The sequence below is a fragment of the Paraburkholderia sp. Ac-20347 genome (assembly GCF_017104805.1).
Taxonomy (GTDB): Bacteria; Pseudomonadota; Gammaproteobacteria; order Burkholderiales; family Burkholderiaceae; genus Paraburkholderia; species Paraburkholderia tropica.
Genome location: NZ_JAAGPN010000172.1, coordinates 1 through 17,292, shown reverse-complemented (window position 1 = coordinate 17,292; position 17,292 = coordinate 1). Strand labels below are relative to the sequence as shown.

Here is a 17,292-nt window from a genome sequence, read left to right as displayed (position 1 = left end):
CGGCGATCGCGCCGACCCAGAGCGGGCCGCGCGGCACCTTCATGCCGAGATAGCGCAGGCCGATGGCGTCGCGTCCGACGAGCGCGACGAAGCTCAGCGCGGTCGCGCCCAGCGCGCCGATCCACTGGAATGCGCTCAGATGCCAGAGCTGGCGGATCACCGAGCGGTAGTCGACGGATCGCGAGAGATGCTGGAACACGACCAGCAGCAGCGCGCAGATGCCAAGCGCGAGCGCCGGCGCGACGAAGCGCTGCAGGCGCAGGGCGCGAGCGCGGCGGCGCATCGCCACGAGGGCGGCGCGCGCGATGCGCGAAGGGGGTGATTGAAGCATGGATCGGTCTGGCGAGTCTGCGATGGCGCCAATGCGCCGTGGGCGGCGTCCCCGGGGACGGCATCGCGTTCTGGTCGTCACGTTCTTCCGGTGCAGGCGCCGCGCGGTCGCGGCACGCAGTAATCAGAGCCGGGACGGCGAGCCAAAACGTAAACGTTCGGTAAATGACTGGTAATCCAGCAAACGCGCTGGGCGGCCCAATGGTTGACTAAGCGGATAAAGAATCCCAAAAAGTGAACGATCGGGAGCGTGATCGGTGATCGGCCAAAAGCGGGTTTTCGACGGTATCGGCGGTTAAATCGGTCGTTAAACGTTTGTTAATGTCATATGTGCCGGATTGCGGAATTGGCAAAAGCGAGCAAAAGCGGGCCATGAGACGGCGGCATCGATTCAAAGCGGAACACGGCGGCGAAAACCTCGCATAACCCGACAGGACGAACACGCCGACAGCCCCGCTGGGCAAGGCGTCGGCGAAAATGGGGCGCGCCATTGTTTCATCGCGCGACAGAATGATTTACGGCAGCACGCGACCGTTTCTGAATCCGCTGTGACGATTTGGATACACGCTTTTTAAATCTTTTACTTCCCCTCGCGCTGGAGTTAGTCTGATTACCTCGGGCGACGTATGACTGCGATTTGACCGTGCGAGGAGAATGACGTGAAAAGACTAGCCTTGACTTCGCTTTCGCTCGCCGCGCTCGGTGCAGCCGGCATCGCGCAGGCTCAGACCAGTGTCACGCTGTACGGCACCATCGACACGTCGATCACCTACGTCAACCACGCCAACGGCAGCAACAGTCTCTGGTCGCTCGGCAACAGCAGCTTCGGCAATCTGTCGGGCTCGCGCTGGGGCCTGAAGGGCGCCGAAGATCTGGGCGGCGGCCTCAAGGCGATCTTCCAGTTGGAAAACGGCTTCAATCCGTCGACCGGTCAGTCGGGGCAGGGCGGCCGCATGTTCGGTCGCCAGGCGTACGTCGGCCTGACCGCCGAGCAATACGGCTCGCTCACGCTCGGGCGTCAGTACGATCCGCTCATCGATCTCGTGCAGGGCATCACGGCCGACAACTACTTCGGCTCGGCCTTCGCCACGCCCGGCGATGTCGACAATTACGACAACAGCTTCCGCGTCAACAACGCCGTCAAATACACCACGCCGGTGTGGAACGGCCTGCAGGCCGCCGCGATGTATTCGTTCGGCGGCATCGCGGGATCGACCGGTTCCGAGCAGTCGTATTCGGCGGCGGTCGCCTACAACAACGGCCCGATCGCGGTCGCGGGCGGCTACTTCTACGCGGCCAACAGCCAGGCCGGACTCGGCATCCGCACCGACGGCTGGACCAGCACCTCGGACGGCACGTTCGACGGGGCGGTCAATTCCGGGTATGCGAGCGCACACTCACTTTCCATCGCGCGAGCGGCCGCGCAGTATTCGGCGGGCCTCTTCACGTTCGGGCTCGGCTATAGCAACGCGCAGTACGCGCCGGATGCGAGCTCGGTGTTCCGCGACACGGAGAAGTACAACACCGGCCAGGGTTTCGTGAATTACCAGCTCAACCCGGCGCTGCTGCTCGGGCTCGGCTACACCTATACGCACGCGAGCGGCGACACGAACGCGAACTACCATCAGGTGTCGATCGGCGCGGATTACAGCCTGTCGAAGCGCACCGATCTCTATATGACCGCGGCCTGGCAGCACGCGAGCGGCGAGCAGGGCGATGGCTCGGGCGGTTCGATGCCGGCGGAAGCGTCGATCGGCTCGTATGGCTACAACGGCACGTCGTCGCAGACGATGGTGAACTTCGGCTTGCGGCACAAGTTCTGAGGCAAGCACTTTTTAGCGCGTTTCGAGACCTGCGCCGGGCGTCCGTTTTCGCGGACGCCCGGCGTTTTGCTTGTGTGCTTGTGAGCCGCCGGCGAGGTCTGCCGGCTTTCACGTCGCGCCGCTAATGCGCGCGCCGCAAGATCCACAAGACCCGCAAGTCGAGCCACGCTGCGAGGCGTTCGACGGCCACGCTGGCGAAACCCGGTTGCCGCCAGGTGCTCGTGAGCGTCACGCGTGCGAGTGGGCGGCGCGTGGCGGCGTCGGGCGTGTGGTCAGTGTCGTTGATGTCATCGGCGCTCAGCCACAGACGTTCTCCGCGATGCACGCGCAGCATGTCGCCGGGATTCAGCCAATGATCGTAGGGAGAGCGGGCGCGCGTGAGCCAGATGCGCGCGCCGTAGACGCGCAACGTACCGTCGGCGCTGACGCGCCAGGTGAGCGTGGTCGCACGCGGTACGGCGAAGTGAATCGACAGCGCGGGCAAGACGACATCGTGTGCGGCAAAGTCTGCGCCGAAGTCCGCGCCAAAAGCGGGAACGGCGTTGCACACGCCGGGCTGCTGTGAAGCTTCATCCATCGTCATCTCCAGAGTGGGAGCCGACCGACGGAGCGCTTTCTTCTGCCCTTGCTGCTTGTTCGATGCTCACAAAACAAGAAGCCCCGTCGATGCCGGCGGGGCTTTGTGATTTGCGTAAGACGGACTGCCTGTATTACCCGTTCGCACACACTCCCCGTGACTCGCCAGTATTCGGCGTGTGCCACGGATGATTCATCGCGGTCGTGAGGGTGAGGGGACGCATGTGCATGAACCGAGTGTGCGGGGGCGAGCAGCGAGCTGTCAACAGAATTCGCGGCGATTCCACGCGATGTTCCTGACGTGAGCGCTCACTACGCTCGACCGGCCAGGCGATCGGGACAGCGGCAAACCGGAGCGCGGAAGCGTTTCATCTGCCCCCTTGCCGCTGCAGTGCATTTCCTCCAGGATGAGTTGTTTTCCAGTCGGAACCCACCGGGCGCATGACCCGCCGAGCCGGAGCGAGCTTCTCGAAAGCCTGCTCGCAAACGCTGTTGCAGGGAGATCACTTTAGAACAGATCCTCTGTGATATATCACATACAGAATATTGCTTTTTGTCGCGACGCAGCATATGATTCAGTCATTCGATGACTCAATCTTGCGGAGCTTCAAATGGATCTCGTCTCTCTTGCACTCTTTGCGATGGCAGTTGTGGGCTTGGGTGCCGCCGCTACGGTTATGATCGCGAAATGGCTGCCGCAATCGGCCATCGAGCAGGCCGCACAGCACGGCCGCTTCGTCGGTCTGGGTGAGGCGCCGCGCGCGCAGCCCGCACGTTCGGTCCGTCCGCTGGTTCGTCCGCAGGTCGGTAAAGAGGCAATGAATGTCGTCAGAACACACTGAAGCAGTCGCCACCCGGGAAGCCGCGCCGCTCACGCTGGCGCTGCAACCCATCAACGCCACGCTGAGTCTGCGCGATCAGGCTTATGCGATGTTGCGGCAGGCTATCGCCGACGCCGATATCTATCAGACGCGCGAGGAAATCCGCCTCGACGAACGCGTGCTGAGCGAAACGCTCGGCGTCAGCCGCACGCCCGTGCGTGAAGCCATGACGCTGCTCGAACAGGAAGGCTTCCTGCGCATGGTGCCGCGCCGTGGCATCTACATCGTGCGCAAGAGCAAGCGCGAAATCGTCGAGATGATCCAGATGTGGGCCGCGCTCGAGAGCATGGCCGCGCGTCTCGCGACGCTGCACGCCACCGACGAGGAAATCGCGAAGCTGCGCCATATGTTCGACAGCTTCCGCGACAGCACGCCCGCCGAGCACATCGCCGAGTATTCGGACGCCAACATCGCCTTCCACCAGGCGATCGTCGAGCTGTCGAAGTCGCAGATCATCCTCGACACGATCAAGAACATCTTCGTGCACGTGCGCGCGATCCGTCGCATGACGATCTCGCAGAGCGATCGCGCGTCGCGTTCGATCGTCGATCACCTGCGGATCATCGAGGCGCTGGAGCAGCGCGATACCGAACTGGCGGAACGCCTCACGCGTCAGCATTCGCTGGATCTCGCCGCTTACGTCGAAAAGCATTGCGACTTTCTCGATTGAGCGCGCAAATGAGCGTGCGATCGAGCGCGTGATGCGCTAACGCGAAACACGAACGGGAGACCTGCGGGTCTCCCGTTTTCATTTGCGCGGCGCGTGGCTACGTGCGCTGCTTTCCGGGCGGGCGAGACCGCGCTGGCGAAAACTTTATGCGCATCAAGGCCGCTGGCGCGCGCCACAAACCGCCCGATAGCGCTCTCACCCGATCGGCAAAGCCCCGACCCCAGTAAGCGTTCCACGCACTCGAACGCCTCTCCATCTTCCACACCAGATCTGAAATATCTGCCCGCGTTTTGCTCGGGGTTTTCCCGTTCGTGCGTTGCAGCAAACGCGCGTCGATTCCTTCAACGCCTTATTCCACAAGCCTTTTCGCCCACTTTTCGACGCGCTCCGCCGGATAAATCCCCTCTTGCTTCGTTGTGATATATCACATACCGTATTGTTCAAGGACGCAACTCGCATCGCAATCAGCCAGCGATCAACGCAACATCCGGCGACCGCCCCGGCGCCTTTGCAACCTGACGATTTCGAACTCTCGCCCGGCCACGATTAAACAAGGAGACATGACATGGGCAAGGCACTGGATGGTGTGCGCATTCTCGACTTCACGCATGTGCAGTCGGGCCCGACCTGCACGCAACTGCTCGCCTGGTTTGGCGCCGACGTCATCAAGATCGAGCGCGCCGGCGGCGGCGACATCACGCGTGAACAGCTGCGCGATATCCCCGACGCGGACAGCCTCTACTTCACGATGCTGAACAGCAACAAGCGCTCGCTCACGCTCGACACGAAGAACGCCGAGGGCAAGCGCGTGCTCGAACGGCTGATTCGCGAATGCGATGTGCTCGTCGAGAACTTCGCGCCCGGCGCGCTCGATCGCATGGGTTTTAGCTGGGAGCATATTCAGTCGCTCAATCCGCGCATGATTCTCGCGTCGGTGAAGGGCTTCGGCGCGGGGCCGTACGAGGACTGCAAGGTCTACGAGAACGTTGCGCAGTGCGTCGGCGGCGCGGCCTCGACCACGGGTTTCGACGACGGACCGCCGGTCGTGTCGGGCGCGCAGATCGGCGATAGCGGCACGGGCCTGCATCTCGCGCTCGGCATCGTCACGGCGCTGTTTCAGCGCACGCACAGCGGACGCGGGCAGAAGGTGCTCGCCGCGATGCAGGACGGCGTGCTCAACCTCTGCCGCGTGAAGCTGCGCGATCAGCAGCGCCTCGATCGCACCGGCGTGATGAAGGAGTATCCGCAATATCCGAACGCCGGTTTCGGCGATGCGGTGCCGCGCGCGGGCAACGCGTCGGGCGGCGGTCAGCCGGGCTGGATTCTGAAATGCAAGGGCTGGGAAACCGACCCGAACGCGTACATCTATTTCATTGCGCAGGCGCCCGTGTGGGACCGCATCTGCAAGCTGATCGGCCGCGAGGAATGGATCGACGATCCGCGCTACGCCACGCCGAATGCGCGCCTGCCGCATCTGAAAGAGATCTTCGCGGAGATCGAGCACTGGACCATGCATCGCAGCAAGTTCGAAGCGATGGCCGCGCTCAATCGCCACGACATTCCGTGCGGCCCGATTCTCTCGATGAAGGAAATCGCCGCCGACGAATCGTTGCGCGCGAGCGGCACGATCGTCGAGGTCGAGCATCCGGTGCGCGGCAAATATCTCACGGTCGGCAATCCGATCAAGCTCTCGGACAGCCCGACGAACGTGACGCGTTCGCCGCTGCTCGGCGAGCACACCGATGAAGTGCTCGCGGAATTCGGCTACAGCGAAACCGAGATCCACTCGCTGCGCGCGGCAGGCGCGCTCTGAGCGGCGAAGCGTGCACATGCACACATGACACGATGGAGCGAAGCATGGATACATGGATGCGCTTGATGGCCAACGACGGCAGTATCGTGTTCGGCCGCGTCGAAAACGGTTATCTGCACGAATACGAAGGACTCGACCAACCGGTGCCCACGGGTGCGGTGTTGTCGTTGCGTGCGCTGACGCCGCTTGCGCCGTGCGCGCCCGGCAAGGTCGTCGCGCTGTGGAATAACTTTCACGCGCTCGCGTTGAAGCTGGAAAAGCCGGTGCCCGAGCATCCGCTTTTCCTGATCAAGCCGGCGAGTTCGGTGATCGGTTCGGGCGATGCGATTCGGCGTCCTGCTCACTATGCGGGAAAGATCGTGTTCGAAGGCGAGCTGGGTATCGTGATCGGCAAGCGTTGTCGCGATGCGAGTCTCGAAGAAGCCGAGGCGTCGATCTTCGGCTACACGATCGTGAACGATGTCACCGCTGCGGGTCTGCTCGCCGAGAATCCGCACTTCCCGCAATGGTGCCGCGCGAAGGGTTTCGATACGTTCTGTTGTCTGGGGCCGGCGATCGTGTCGGGTTTCGACTGGCGCAGCGCGCGCGTGGTGACGCGGCTCGACGGCGTGGAGCGGCAGAACTATCCGCTCGACGACATGGTGTTTTCGCCCGCGCAGCAAGTGAGCCTGATTTCGCAGGATCTCACGCTCGAACCGGGCGACGTGATTGCGTGCGGCACGTCGCTGGGCGTGGGCTCGATCGGTGAGGGCGCAACGGTCGAAGTGACGATCGACGGGATTGGCGCGCTCGTCAACGCGCTGGGCGCGCCTGCACGCGATCACGCCGATGCGCCGCAATCCGCAGGCGAACGCGAGAAACCCGCCGTGGTCTGGTAAGGGCGACGACGCGCGCGGCCACGCCGCCGACGCGCGAGGAGGAGACATGCCGGAGCAACTGGCGAGCGAGATGGCGTGGCTGGGCGGCGGCGTGCTGTTCGCCTGGCTCGTCTGTGCATTGGCGCAACTGGCCGCGCTCGCGCCCGCATGGGCGCGGCGCGAGCCTGCGCGCGCGAAGCCGCGATGTCGGCACGCGCGTGACGAAGTCAGCAAACCTGCGCGTCACGCGGCTTTCGCGATTTCGTTTGCGCTGCTGTTGACGATTCCTCCGGGCGTGCTCGCGGCATCGCTCATGCATGGCGCGGCGGCGGTGGCCGTCGTCGAGGTGGGCGTGATGGCGGGATTGTGGCTCGGCGCGCGCCACGATTTGACGAAGCGCGCGCGCGTGGCCGGCGTGGCGGGATGCGTGCTCGGCGCGAGCGCGATGAGCGCGGCGTTCGCGAGTTTTCTGCTGGTGCCCGCGCAAAACGTTGTCGAACGCGCGACGCTTTACGCGGGCGCGACGTTCGGCGCGCTGCTGTTCGGCGCGGCCGCGTGTGCCTGGTCGCTGGGCGCGCGAGGTAAAGCGATCAGGCGTTTGCGTGCGTGTGCGCCGGCTCGCAACAGCGACGTGATTCTGCACGCCGCGGCGGTCATACTCTGTGCGGCGCTCGGCTATGGCTTCGCGATCGAGCGGATCTGCGCGTCGGCGGAATTCGGCGCGTCGGTGCTCGTGGGCGCGTGCGTGCTATGCGCCGCGCTGGGCGTGCGTCTGATGGGCGGCGCGCGATGGTGCTCGCCGCACGCGCGTCAACACGCGATGTTCGCGCCGCCTTCTCTCCACGCGCAATTTGCAGGCGTACCCGATGAATGGCTCGTCGCCGCATTCGACAGTAGCGCGAGCGACGCCGCGTATTTCGATGCCTGGAGCGCCGACTATGCAACGCCGCCCGAATGGGCGCGCGCCGCGCAGCACGCCTCGCAACATATGCCGCGCAGACGGCGCAGTCGTCATCGCGCGCTCAGGCAACGCCAGGGGCCGCATTGATTCAAGCGAGTTGAAGGCGACGTTCATTCATCGCCATTCCGCGCATTCGCGCCTTCCATCGCGCGAATCATTCGGCACATTCAATACATTCGCTCCGTTCTATCTATCCTTACTTATGGAAAGTCGATTCGGAGACGCGTGTAATGTTTTCGATAAGTTGCGCGCCTTCTTCCATCAGAAAGCGTTTGAAGGCGAGCGCAACGGGCGGCAGGCGCTTGTTCTTGCGATGCACCACGTACCAGTTGAGCATGACCGGAAAGCCCTCCACGTCGAGCACGACGAGGTGGCCGACCTGCAATTCGAGGCTGATCGTATGCGCCGATAGAAACGCGATCCCCATGCCGGCGATCACGGCCTGCTTGATGGTTTCCGTGCTCTGGATTTCCATCGCGATCTTGAGGTTCGTGATCTTGCCGGCGAAACCTTCTTCCATCGAATTCCACGTATCCGAGCCGCGCTCGCGCACGATGAAGGCCTCGTTGGCGAGCGTGCTGAGCTTGATGCTGCGCTTGTGCGCGAGCGGGTGCGAGGGCGCGGCGACGATCACATAAGGATGTGGCGCGAACGGCTCGTTGATGGCGTCGGTGGTATGCGGCGGACGCACCATGACCGCGAGATCGGTCTGGTTGCTCGACAGCTGATGCAGCAATTGCTCGCGGTTATGCACCGAGAGATTGAGCGTGACGCCCTTGTAGCGGCGCGTGAATTCGGCGAGCAGACGCGGAAAGAAGTAGTCGCCCGCGCTGATCACGGCCACGTTGAGCTTGCCGCCGGAGACGCCCTTCAACTGGCTCATCGCCTCGTCGACTTCATGGAACTGCTGAATGATCGCGCGGCTGTAGTGCAGCATCTCGGTGCCTGCGGGCGTGAGATAGATCTTCTTGCCGAGCTGTTCGAAGAGCGGCAGACCCGCGTGCTCTTCGAGCTGGCGGACCTGCGTGGAAACGGCCGGCTGCGTCAGATGCAGCTCTTCCGCGGCGCGCGAAAAACTGAGGTGGCGTGCAACGGTTTCGAACACCTTGAGCTGGCGCAGCGTGGCATTTCTCATGGTCATGGCCGATCCATAAAGGATGGTGAATCAACATAATAACAAACTTTAATTGTGACTAATCGAACAATCACCCTAGCATGAGTTGAAAGGAGTCCGAATGCCAACGGAACGGCGTGCGGGTTAACGCGTAAAACTGAGAAAAAGCGCCTTTTAAAGCGGGAAAACCCGTAGTCGGTGCCTTCTGTGTCGGCCTGTTCAGGTAATTTAGCGAATTGTCGAATGAAAGGGAATTCACGAATTTCCATTCGATTTTTCGTGTGATGTTTCGAATGGAATTCAGAAATAAAGCAGGGAAGAATTAAAACGATAAGTAAATATCTATGCAGGCCGGCGAAAGTACCGGCATCCATGAATGGATAGCGGAGACAAGCGAGATGAATGCAATCAGTCAGAGGAGCGAGGGCGGTCCGTTCTGGACGAACCGCTGGTTTCAACTGGTGGTGGGCATGCTATGCATGGCACTCGTCGCCAATCTGCAGTACGCGTGGACGCTGTTCGTCGCGCCGATGAATGCGCGTCATCACTGGGGCGAAGCGTCCATTCAGCTGGCGTTCTCCATTTTCATCCTGACTGAAACCTGGCTCGTGCCGATCGAAGGCTGGCTGGTCGACAAGTTCGGCCCGCGTCCGGTCGTGATGGTCGGCGCGGTTTGCGCGGGCCTCGCCTGGGTGCTCAACTCGTACGCGACCACGCTGCCGATGCTGTATGTCTCCTCGGTGATCGCGGGCATCGGCGCGGGCGGCGTGTACGGCACCTGCGTGGGCAACGCGCTCAAGCTGTTCCCCGATCGCCGCGGTCTCGCGGCGGGCCTGACGGCGGCGGGCTTCGGCGCGGGGGCGGCGGTGACGGTGATTCCGATCGCCAACATGATCACGCGCTCGGGCTACGAGCACACGTTCTTCTTCTTCGGCATCCTGCAGGGCGTATCGATTCTGCTGCTCGCGCTCGTGCTCGTGAAGCCCGTGCCGCGCGCCGCTGCAGCGGCGGGCCGACGTCTCGTCACGCGTGTCGATTACACGCCGGGGCAGATGGTCAGGCAGCCGGTGTTCTGGCTCATCTACATCTCGTTCGTCGCGGTGGCGGCCGGCGGTCTGATGGCCACGGCGCAGATCGGACCGATCGCGAAAGACTGGGGCCTCGCGCGCATTCCGATGACCGTGTTCGGCGCGACGCTGCCGCTGCTCACGCTCACGCTGTCGATCGATAACATCTGCAACGGCTTCACGCGTCCGTTGTGCGGCTTCATCTCCGACAAGATCGGCCGCGAAAACACGATGTTCATCATCTTCACGGGCGAAGGGCTCGCGCTGCTCGGCATGATGCAGTACGGCACGAATCCCTATGCGTTCATGACGTTCGCCGCGCTCATCTTCCTGTTCTGGGGCGAGATCTTCTCGATCTTCCCGGCGATCTGCGCCGACACCTTTGGCAGCAAGTACGCCGCGGCCAATGCGGGCACGCTCTACACGGCGAAGGGCACGGCCGCGCTGCTGGTGCCGGTGGCCTCGGTGCTCTCGGCGACGGGCGGCTGGAGCGCGGTGTTCATCGCCTCGGCGGTGATCACGATCGCGGCCGGTGTCAGCGCCAAGTTCATCCTCGCGCCCATGCGCCATCGTCTGATCGAGCAGAGCGACGAGCGCTCCGCGACGCTCGCGACGAATCCCGCCGGGCTGCAAAGCTGGCCCAACCGCAGCGGCGAATGACGAACGGGCGGCACGATGTCGATGAACGTATCGCTTCAGCAACTCAAGGTGTTCGTCGCCGTGGCGCGCGCGCGCAGCTTCACGCGCGCCGCGCGCGAATTCGGCCTCACGCAGTCGGCGGTTAGCCGCTGCGTGCGCGAGCTCGAAGAAGCGGTCGATCTCAAGCTGTTCGATCGCACCACGCGGCAGGTTGAACTCACGGTCGCCGGCAGCGGGTTCGAGCGGCGCATCGGGCGTCTGCTCGACGAGATCGACATGGCGCTTTCCGAAGGCCGCGACGCGCATCAGGCCCATAGCGGCGTGGTGCTCGTCGCGAGCAATCCCGTGCTTTCCTCGGGCTGGGTGCCCGCCGCGATGGCGCGCTGCGCCGCCGCCTTTCCCGCGCTCACGCTGCAATTGCAGGACCTGCCGCAAGCGGCGGTGTTGCAGGCCGTCGAGCAGGGCGAGGCCGACTTCGGCGTGATCGCCGAATGCGTGCCGTTCGCGAGCGGCAATCTCGACGTGCAGCCGCTTAGCGCGACGCCGCTGTGCGCCGTGCTGCCCGCGCAGCATCCGCTTGCCTTGCAGGGCGCGTTGCGCTGGGACGATCTCGCGCGCGAGCCGCTCGTTACGCTCAATCGCGATGCGGGCTGTCGCGCGGCGGTGATGCGTGCGCTCGAAGGTTTGCGTCCCGAGGGCCGTCCGTTGCAGGAGTTCGCGCATGTGGCGGGCGTGGCGCGCATGGCGCAGCTCGGCATGGGGATCGGCGTGTTGCCGGTGTGTGGTGACGATGGCCGCGATGGCCGTGTAACGAGCGATGCCGCGGGCGTTGCATCGAGCGCCGCGTGTCACTGGCCCGCGCCGCCGGGACCGCTCGTCACGCGCGTGCTGCATCCGGTCGTGCAGGTGAGCACGATGCTCGTGCGCCGGCGCAATCGTTCGCTGCGTCCGTGCGCGCAGGCCGCGTGGTCGCAGTTCGTGAGCGATGGACGCACGACCGCGTCGGACCTTGCGCCCGATGTTGCGACGAGTTCGAGCGCCGCCCGCGCGCGCAGCAACGACGCCAGCGAAGCGCGGCGCGGCGCTGCGTTGTTCGAAAGCGCGTTGCGCGCCTCTCGCGAGCAGGCGCGCGTGGAGTGAGCGCGGAGTGAGCGCGGCAAACGGTCGAAAACCTTCGCAAACTTTCCTTCGTCGGCAATAAAAAAACGGACCGCATCTTCATGCGGTCCGTTCGTTTTAGCGCCTGAAACAAGGTGTTTTCTACGCCGCCAGCTTCGCCATGCGTTCGCGTTGCTTGATGAGCGCGAGCACGGTGTCGATGGCGGGCGTCGGTTCGCCCACGAGCAGGCCCATCTCCTGCACGACGGTCAGCAGCGGATCGATTTCCAGCGGCCGCCCTTGTTCGAGATCGACGAGCATCGAGGTCTTGTGCGCGCCCACCGCGCCCGCGCCATTGATACGCCGCTCCAGATCCACGCGGAAGTGCACGCCGAATTGCTCCGCGATGCGCTGGCCTTCGAGCATCATCGTGCGCGCGACGGCGCGCGTGGCCGGGTCCTGCGTGATGACGTCGAGCGTCGCGTGCGTGAGCGCGCTGATCGGATTGAAGCAGAGATTGCCCCACAGTTTGAGCCAGATTTCGTCGCGGATGTCTTCGCGGATCGGCGCGTCGAAGCCCGCCGCCGTCATCGCTTCGTGCAACTGCACGATACGCGGCGTGCGCTCGCCCGACGGTTCGCCGATCGGAAATTTCTTGCCGTACACATGGCGGATCAGACCCGGCTCGTCGATTTCGGCGGCCGGATACAGCACGCAGCCGATCGCGCGTTCGGGCCCGAGGCGCGTCCACTGCGAGCCGTCCGGATCGATGCTTTCGAGCCGCGTGCCTTCGAACTTGCCGCCGTGACGATAGAAGTACCAGTACGGAATGCCGTTGGTGCCCGTGACGATGGCCGTGTGCTTGCCGAGCAGCGGCTGCATCGAATCGATCACGCCCGCCACCGAATGCGCCTTGAGCGTGACGATCACCACGTCCTGCACGCCGAGTTCACGCGGATCGTTCGTGCAGCGCACCTTGGCGACGTACTCCTCGCCGTCCATCAAGAGACGCGCGCCGCGCTCGCGCATGGCGGCCAGGTGCGGGCCGCGCGCGACGAAGCTCACGTCGGCGCCCGCCCGTGCGAGCTGCACGCCCATCATGCCGCCGATCGCCCCCGCACCGAAGATGCAGATCTTCATAGTGATTCCCCAATGACGTTGAAAACCGCGTGTCCGCTCAATGGCCGCAGGCGTCGTGTGCCGTGCGTTCAATACGCATGCACGCCCGCGCGAGGGACGATGGTTCGAGCATAGGGGCTGCCGTCGATTAACGACAGTTAAAGTTTCTCGCCAAAATCATCAGCGAAACGTTATGGATTTGTACGCGTGAATCATGCGGAAATCACGCGAAAAACGGCAGCGCGAGAAACAGTTTGATGACGATGGCGTTGGCGATATCGATGAAGAATGCGGCCACCATCGGCACGACGAGGAAGGCCAGATGCGAGTGGCCGAAGCGTGCGGTTACGGCCTGCATGTTGGCGATGGCGGTGGGCGTCGCGCCGAGGCCGAAGCCGCAGTGCCCGGCGGTGAGCACGACGGCGTCGTAGTTGCGGCCCATCACGGGGAAGGTCACGAACAACGCGTACAGCACCATCATCACGGTCTGCGCGACGAGGATCGAGAACACCGGCAGCGCGAGCGCGGCGAGATCCCAGAGGCGCAGCGTCATGAGCGCCATCGCGAGAAAGAGCGCGAGGCTCACGTTGCCGATCAGCGCAACCGCGTGCTCGGCGACGGGGCGGCCCATGAACGCGAGCGCGTTGGCGAGCAGCACCGCGACGAACAGCGTGCAGACGAAACCCGGCAACTCGAACGGCGTGCCCGCGATCCATCCGGCGATCACGTCGCCCGCGGCGAGGCTGATGGCGATCAGCGTCAGCGTTTCGATGAAGACGGCGGGCGTGGTCGCCTGCTCGGCTTTAGGTTCCTCGAAGGCGTAGGGCGTGTCGGCGCGGGCGTCGTCGGCTGCGTGCTGCGTGTGGCCGATGCGCTTGAGCAGGTGCTGCGCGACCGGGCCGCCGAGTATGCCGCCCATCACGAGGCCGAACGTCGCGCACGCGATGGCCGCTTCGGTCGCCGATTGCAGGCCGTGATGCTCGGTGAAGACCTTGCCCCACGCGGCGCCCGTGCCGTGTCCGCCCGCGAGCGAGACGGAGCCGCCGAGCAACCCGAACAGCGGATCGACACGCATCGCGAGCGCGAGCCCGATGCCCACGACGTTCTGCAGCACCAGCAGGCCGATCACCACGGCGAGAAAGCGCGCCAGCATCGGGCTGCCGGATTTCAGGCTCGCGAGATTCGCATTCAGGCCGATGGTCGCGAAGAACGCGAGCATCAGCGGCGCTTGCAGCGAGGCGTCGAAGCGCACGTCCACGTGCACGAACGAATGTAGTCCGAACAATACGAGCGCGACGACGAGGCCGCCCGCGACGGGCTCGGGAATCGTCCATTTGCGCAGCAGCGGCAGCGCGGCCAGCAGCCGGTTGCCGAGCAGCAGGACGAGCGACGCGGCGACGAGCGTTCCATAGACACCGATATTCATGCGGGCCTCGTGATGCAACGATGGCGGAGCGCGTCGGCGCGCAGGCGGCGCCGTTCCCGAAAGCCAATCCGCACGGTACACGAGCGTCGCTCGCGTTGCGCGCACGTTGCGCAGCGCCCTGGCGCGATGCGCAACGGGCGGTCGCCGCAACCGTCGCCGCGCTTGCGCAAAAGAGGGCCGCACGCTTAAATACGGCAGGCTGGCGCGCCTTTGCGGGCACGCCGATGCGGGGCGCATCACGGGTCGTCACTCTCATCCGGAACGGGAGCCGTTCATGAATGGAAAGACCGTTGCAGAACGCGAAGCGGCCGGGCGCGCCGCGCGCGAGCGGGCGAAGCGTTCGAGCCACAAGCAGACCGGCGAGCTGCATCGCGATCCGCTCAAGCTGCTGGAAGCGAGCAGCGAGGGCCGCGTGCCGAACCTCGTGCCGCTGCGTTATGGCCGCATGATCGTTTCGCCCTTCACGTTCTTTCGCGGCAGCGCGATCCTCCAGGCGCACGACCTCGCCCAGGTGCCGAACACCGGCATGGTCATGCAGATCTGCGGCGACGGCCATCTGCTCAATTTCGGCGGTTTCGCCACGCCCGAGCGTCAGCTCGTGTTCGATCTCAACGACTTCGACGAAGTCGCGCCCGGCCCGTGGGAATGGGACCTCAAGCGCCTCGTCGCGAGCTTCGTGGTGGCGGCGCGGCACATGCGCTATTCGCGCGGCGTCGCCGAGGATCTCGTGATGACGGTCGTGAATACCTATCGCGACCGCATGCGCCAGTACGCCGACTACGGCGCGCTCGAACTCTGGTACGACAAGATCACGTTCGACCGCATGGTGGAGACGGCGCTCACGCCCGAAGGCCGCCGTCTGATCCGGCGCGGCATGGAAAAGGCGGCCGGACGCACGCACGAAAGCATGCTCGAAAAGCTCGCGCATCGCGACGACGCGTCGGGTCACTGGATCGTGCGCGACGCGCCGCCCGCGCTGTTTCACGTGCACGGCCCGAACTCGCTTTACGAAGCCGAGGACAACTGGCTCACCTTCGACGACTGGCGCACGCTCATCACGCCCACTTACGAGGCGTATCTGAAGACGCTCGCGCCCGACCGCCGCGAACTGCTCGAACACTTCGCGCTGCAGGATCTCGTCTTCAAGGTCGTGGGCGTGGGCAGCGTGGGCACGCGTTGCCTCGTGATCCTGCTCGTCGATCATCACGGCAAGCCGCTGTTCCTCCAGGTCAAGGAGGCGCGCCGCTCGGTGATCTCGCAGTTTTTCAAGTCGCCGCCGTTCAAGCACGAAGGCGCGCGCGTCGTGCAGGGGCAGCGTCTGCTGCAGGCGGCAAGCGATATCTTTCTCGGCTGGTCGACGGGGCCGTCGGGGCGGCATTTCTACTTCCGCCAGTTGCGCGACATGAAGCTTTCCGTCGATCTCGAACTGCTCGACAGCACGCTGCTCGCGGGCTACGGACGTCTGTGCGGCTGGGCGATGGCGCGCGCGCACGCGAAGTCGGGCAACGCGGCGATCGAGATCGCTTCGTATATCGGACGCAGCGACCAGTTCGCCGAAGCGCTCGTGGGTTACGGCTTTGCGTACGCCGATCAGGTCGAGAAGGATTACGACCTGTTCGTGCAGGCCGCGCGCAGCGGCAAGATCCGCGCACGCAGCGACGAGGACATGGCCGCCGATTTCCGCGTGTGACAGGCCGTTGAGCGGCGCATCCCAGGCGCCCGTATTCGCGTGCGCGCGCTGATCCGCGCGCGCGAACGCGCTATCCTTGCGCTTTTGTTCAGCCGCACGCGGACCGTGCGGCCCGCGCCTCATGCGTCTACGCCACATCGAAGTCTTCCACGCGATCATGCGCACGGGCTCGCTGTCGAAAGCCGCCGAGCTGCTGTGCGTGTCGCAGCCCGCCGTGAGCAAGGTGCTCGCGCATGCCGAGCGCAGCGCGGGCCTCAAGCTGTTCGCGCGCGCGCATGGCCGCTTACAGCCGACGCGCGAAGCCGAATTGCTGTTCGCTGAAACCCAGAAGCTGCAAACGAGCCTCGACAGCATTCGCGACCTCGCGCGCAATCTCGCGCTGCAACCGCAGGGGCTGCTGCGCATCGGCTGCCTGCCGAGTCTGGGGCTGAGCCTGATTCCGCAGGCCGTGCAGGCGTTTCGCGCGAGCTATCCGGAAGTTTCGCTGCAGATCCAGACGCGCCACACCAACGAACTCTTCAACGCGCTGCTCACGCGCGAACTCGACGTGGGCGTCGCGATTAATCCGCCCGCGCGGCCCGGCATCGCCTCGCTCGAACTCGGGCGCACAGCTGTGGTCTGCGTCGCGCCGCCCGACGAACCCACGCCCGCCGATGCGCCGCTCGCACTGCAGGACGTGGTCGCGGGCGACTGGATCAGCATCGGCAATGTCGATCCGCTGGGCGAGACCATCGGGCATCTGCTCGAAACGCAGGGCGTGGAAGGGCGGCTCGCGGTGGTCGAAGCGCAGACCTGGTATGTGGCGCGCTCGCTCGCGGCGCGCGGCGTGGGGCGCGTGCTGCTCGACGAAATCACCGCGAAGAGCGCGGGCGAGCCGGTCGCGATCCGTCGCGTGGAGCCGGCGCTGAGCGTGGGCGTGTTCGCGCTGTGGCGCGACGGCGGCATGGATTCGCAGGCGGCCAACGCGTTCGTCGACGTGCTGCGCGCGGGGTTCGCGCAGGGTTGAAGGTCAACAACATCGAAGCAAACGAGGCAAGCACGATGACAGTTACGAAGACTGAGGCAAAGCAGGAAATCACGCAGAACCAGGCGCAGAACAGCGCTCGCAAGGTGGCGATCGTGACGGGCGCGGGCAGCGGCATCGGCCGCGCGTGCGCGCGCAAGCTGCTCGCGAACGGCTACGCGGTCGTGCTCACGGGCCGCCGCGCCGAGCCGCTCGACGCGCTCG

16 protein-coding genes and 1 pseudogene are annotated in these 17,292 nt (G+C 64.6%); 11 read left to right on the top strand and 6 right to left on the bottom strand.

Annotation, left to right across the window (positions count from 1 at the left end; all coding sequences use genetic code 11):
- Positions 1-283: pseudogene (locus tag G3N97_RS26460) on the bottom strand (hypothetical protein); the annotation flags it as partial.
- Positions 284-989: 706 nt separating this feature from the next.
- Here G3N97_RS26460 and G3N97_RS26455 point away from each other — a divergent pair.
- Positions 990-2,153, top strand: coding sequence for a porin (locus tag G3N97_RS26455; protein ID WP_205996000.1), 1,164 nt, complete (start codon positions 990-992; stop codon positions 2,151-2,153).
- Between the two features lie 121 nt (positions 2,154-2,274).
- Here G3N97_RS26455 and G3N97_RS26450 read toward each other — a convergent pair whose 3' ends face one another.
- The gene (locus tag G3N97_RS26450) at positions 2,275-2,730 is read right to left on the bottom strand and encodes a DUF2917 domain-containing protein (protein ID WP_205995999.1); all 456 of its coding nucleotides are present in this window, start codon (positions 2,728-2,730) and stop codon (positions 2,275-2,277) included.
- Between the two features lie 610 nt (positions 2,731-3,340).
- Here G3N97_RS26450 and G3N97_RS26445 point away from each other — a divergent pair.
- The 5 genes from G3N97_RS26445 (at position 3,341) to G3N97_RS26425 (ending at position 7,998) form a co-directional block, all read left to right on the top strand.
- Entirely contained in the window at positions 3,341-3,571 is a 231-nt protein-coding gene (locus G3N97_RS26445; protein ID WP_205995998.1) for a hypothetical protein, read from the top strand.
- The gene (locus G3N97_RS26440) at positions 3,552-4,280 is read left to right on the top strand and encodes a GntR family transcriptional regulator (RefSeq protein ID WP_205995997.1); all 729 of its coding nucleotides are present in this window, start codon (positions 3,552-3,554) and stop codon (positions 4,278-4,280) included. Before G3N97_RS26445 ends, G3N97_RS26440 begins: the two co-directional genes overlap by 20 nt.
- A 565-nt stretch (positions 4,281-4,845) precedes the next feature.
- A complete protein-coding gene (gene frc / locus G3N97_RS26435; protein ID WP_205995996.1) occupies positions 4,846-6,093 on the top strand; it encodes a formyl-CoA transferase in 1,248 nt (415 codons plus the stop codon).
- Positions 6,094-6,137: 44 nt separating this feature from the next.
- The gene (locus G3N97_RS26430) at positions 6,138-6,971 is read left to right on the top strand and encodes a fumarylacetoacetate hydrolase family protein (protein WP_205995995.1); all 834 of its coding nucleotides are present in this window, start codon (positions 6,138-6,140) and stop codon (positions 6,969-6,971) included.
- A gap of 46 nt (positions 6,972-7,017) precedes the next feature.
- Positions 7,018-7,998 carry a hypothetical protein gene (locus G3N97_RS26425; protein WP_205995994.1) on the top strand — a complete coding sequence of 327 codons (981 nt, stop codon included), beginning with the start codon at positions 7,018-7,020 and terminating at the stop codon, positions 7,996-7,998.
- A 109-nt stretch (positions 7,999-8,107) separates the two neighbouring features.
- Here the strand turns inward: G3N97_RS26425 and G3N97_RS26420 are convergent, their stop codons facing one another.
- Positions 8,108-9,052, bottom strand: coding sequence for a LysR family transcriptional regulator (locus G3N97_RS26420; protein WP_065057602.1), 945 nt, complete (start codon positions 9,050-9,052; stop codon positions 8,108-8,110).
- On the bottom strand, positions 9,049-9,399 hold the full coding sequence (locus tag G3N97_RS26415) for a hypothetical protein (protein ID WP_205995993.1): 351 nt from the start codon (positions 9,397-9,399) through the stop codon (positions 9,049-9,051). Before G3N97_RS26415 ends, G3N97_RS26420 begins: the two co-directional genes overlap by 4 nt.
- A gap of 24 nt (positions 9,400-9,423) precedes the next feature.
- Here G3N97_RS26415 and oxlT point away from each other — a divergent pair, with 24 nt between their 5' ends.
- Together oxlT and G3N97_RS26405 are read left to right on the top strand one after the other, a co-directional pair.
- A complete protein-coding gene (gene oxlT / locus G3N97_RS26410) occupies positions 9,424-10,752 on the top strand; it encodes an oxalate/formate MFS antiporter (protein WP_205995992.1) in 1,329 nt (442 codons plus the stop codon).
- 21 nt (positions 10,753-10,773) lie between these two features.
- Positions 10,774-11,871 carry a LysR family transcriptional regulator gene (locus G3N97_RS26405; protein ID WP_205995991.1) on the top strand — a complete coding sequence of 366 codons (1,098 nt, stop codon included), beginning with the start codon at positions 10,774-10,776 and terminating at the stop codon, positions 11,869-11,871.
- Between the two features lie 120 nt (positions 11,872-11,991).
- Here G3N97_RS26405 and G3N97_RS26400 read toward each other — a convergent pair whose 3' ends face one another.
- Both G3N97_RS26400 and gltS read right to left on the bottom strand, forming a co-directional pair.
- The gene (locus G3N97_RS26400) at positions 11,992-12,969 is read right to left on the bottom strand and encodes a 2-dehydropantoate 2-reductase (RefSeq protein ID WP_205995990.1); all 978 of its coding nucleotides are present in this window, start codon (positions 12,967-12,969) and stop codon (positions 11,992-11,994) included.
- Between the two features lie 202 nt (positions 12,970-13,171).
- Positions 13,172-14,374, bottom strand: coding sequence for a sodium/glutamate symporter (gltS, locus tag G3N97_RS26395; RefSeq protein ID WP_205995989.1), 1,203 nt, complete (start codon positions 14,372-14,374; stop codon positions 13,172-13,174).
- A 274-nt stretch (positions 14,375-14,648) separates the two neighbouring features.
- Between gltS and G3N97_RS26390 the strand changes: the two genes are divergently transcribed.
- From G3N97_RS26390 to G3N97_RS26380, 3 genes are all read left to right on the top strand, one after another.
- On the top strand, positions 14,649-16,064 hold the full coding sequence (locus tag G3N97_RS26390) for a DUF2252 domain-containing protein (RefSeq protein WP_205995988.1): 1,416 nt from the start codon (positions 14,649-14,651) through the stop codon (positions 16,062-16,064).
- Between the two features lie 121 nt (positions 16,065-16,185).
- Positions 16,186-17,070 (top strand): LysR substrate-binding domain-containing protein, encoded by an 885-nt coding sequence (locus tag G3N97_RS26385; protein WP_205995987.1) that lies wholly within the window; start codon positions 16,186-16,188, stop codon positions 17,068-17,070.
- A 35-nt stretch (positions 17,071-17,105) separates the two neighbouring features.
- Positions 17,106-17,292: SDR family NAD(P)-dependent oxidoreductase (locus tag G3N97_RS26380; RefSeq protein WP_205995986.1), on the top strand; the 187-nt coding region annotated here is incomplete at its 3' end.

Excerpts from the sequence above, each read along its gene's own strand:
- G3N97_RS26450 (WP_205995999.1), bottom strand. The coding sequence starts at position 2,730 with ATGGATGAAGCTTCACAGCAGCCCGGCGTGTGCAACGCCGTTCCCGCT.
- G3N97_RS26445 (WP_205995998.1), top strand. The coding sequence starts at position 3,341 with ATGGATCTCGTCTCTCTTGCACTCTTTGCGATGGCAGTTGTGGGCTTG.
- G3N97_RS26440 (WP_205995997.1), top strand. The coding sequence starts at position 3,552 with ATGTCGTCAGAACACACTGAAGCAGTCGCCACCCGGGAAGCCGCGCCG.
- frc (WP_205995996.1), top strand. The coding sequence starts at position 4,846 with ATGGGCAAGGCACTGGATGGTGTGCGCATTCTCGACTTCACGCATGTG.
- G3N97_RS26430 (WP_205995995.1), top strand. The coding sequence starts at position 6,138 with ATGGATACATGGATGCGCTTGATGGCCAACGACGGCAGTATCGTGTTC.
- G3N97_RS26425 (WP_205995994.1), top strand. The coding sequence starts at position 7,018 with ATGCCGGAGCAACTGGCGAGCGAGATGGCGTGGCTGGGCGGCGGCGTG.
- G3N97_RS26420 (WP_065057602.1), bottom strand. The coding sequence starts at position 9,052 with ATGACCATGAGAAATGCCACGCTGCGCCAGCTCAAGGTGTTCGAAACC.
- G3N97_RS26415 (WP_205995993.1), bottom strand. The coding sequence starts at position 9,399 with ATGGATGCCGGTACTTTCGCCGGCCTGCATAGATATTTACTTATCGTT.
- oxlT (WP_205995992.1), top strand. The coding sequence starts at position 9,424 with ATGAATGCAATCAGTCAGAGGAGCGAGGGCGGTCCGTTCTGGACGAAC.
- G3N97_RS26405 (WP_205995991.1), top strand. The coding sequence starts at position 10,774 with ATGAACGTATCGCTTCAGCAACTCAAGGTGTTCGTCGCCGTGGCGCGC.
- G3N97_RS26400 (WP_205995990.1), bottom strand. The coding sequence starts at position 12,969 with ATGAAGATCTGCATCTTCGGTGCGGGGGCGATCGGCGGCATGATGGGC.
- gltS (WP_205995989.1), bottom strand. The coding sequence starts at position 14,374 with ATGAATATCGGTGTCTATGGAACGCTCGTCGCCGCGTCGCTCGTCCTG.
- G3N97_RS26390 (WP_205995988.1), top strand. The coding sequence starts at position 14,649 with ATGAATGGAAAGACCGTTGCAGAACGCGAAGCGGCCGGGCGCGCCGCG.
- G3N97_RS26385 (WP_205995987.1), top strand. The coding sequence starts at position 16,186 with ATGCGTCTACGCCACATCGAAGTCTTCCACGCGATCATGCGCACGGGC.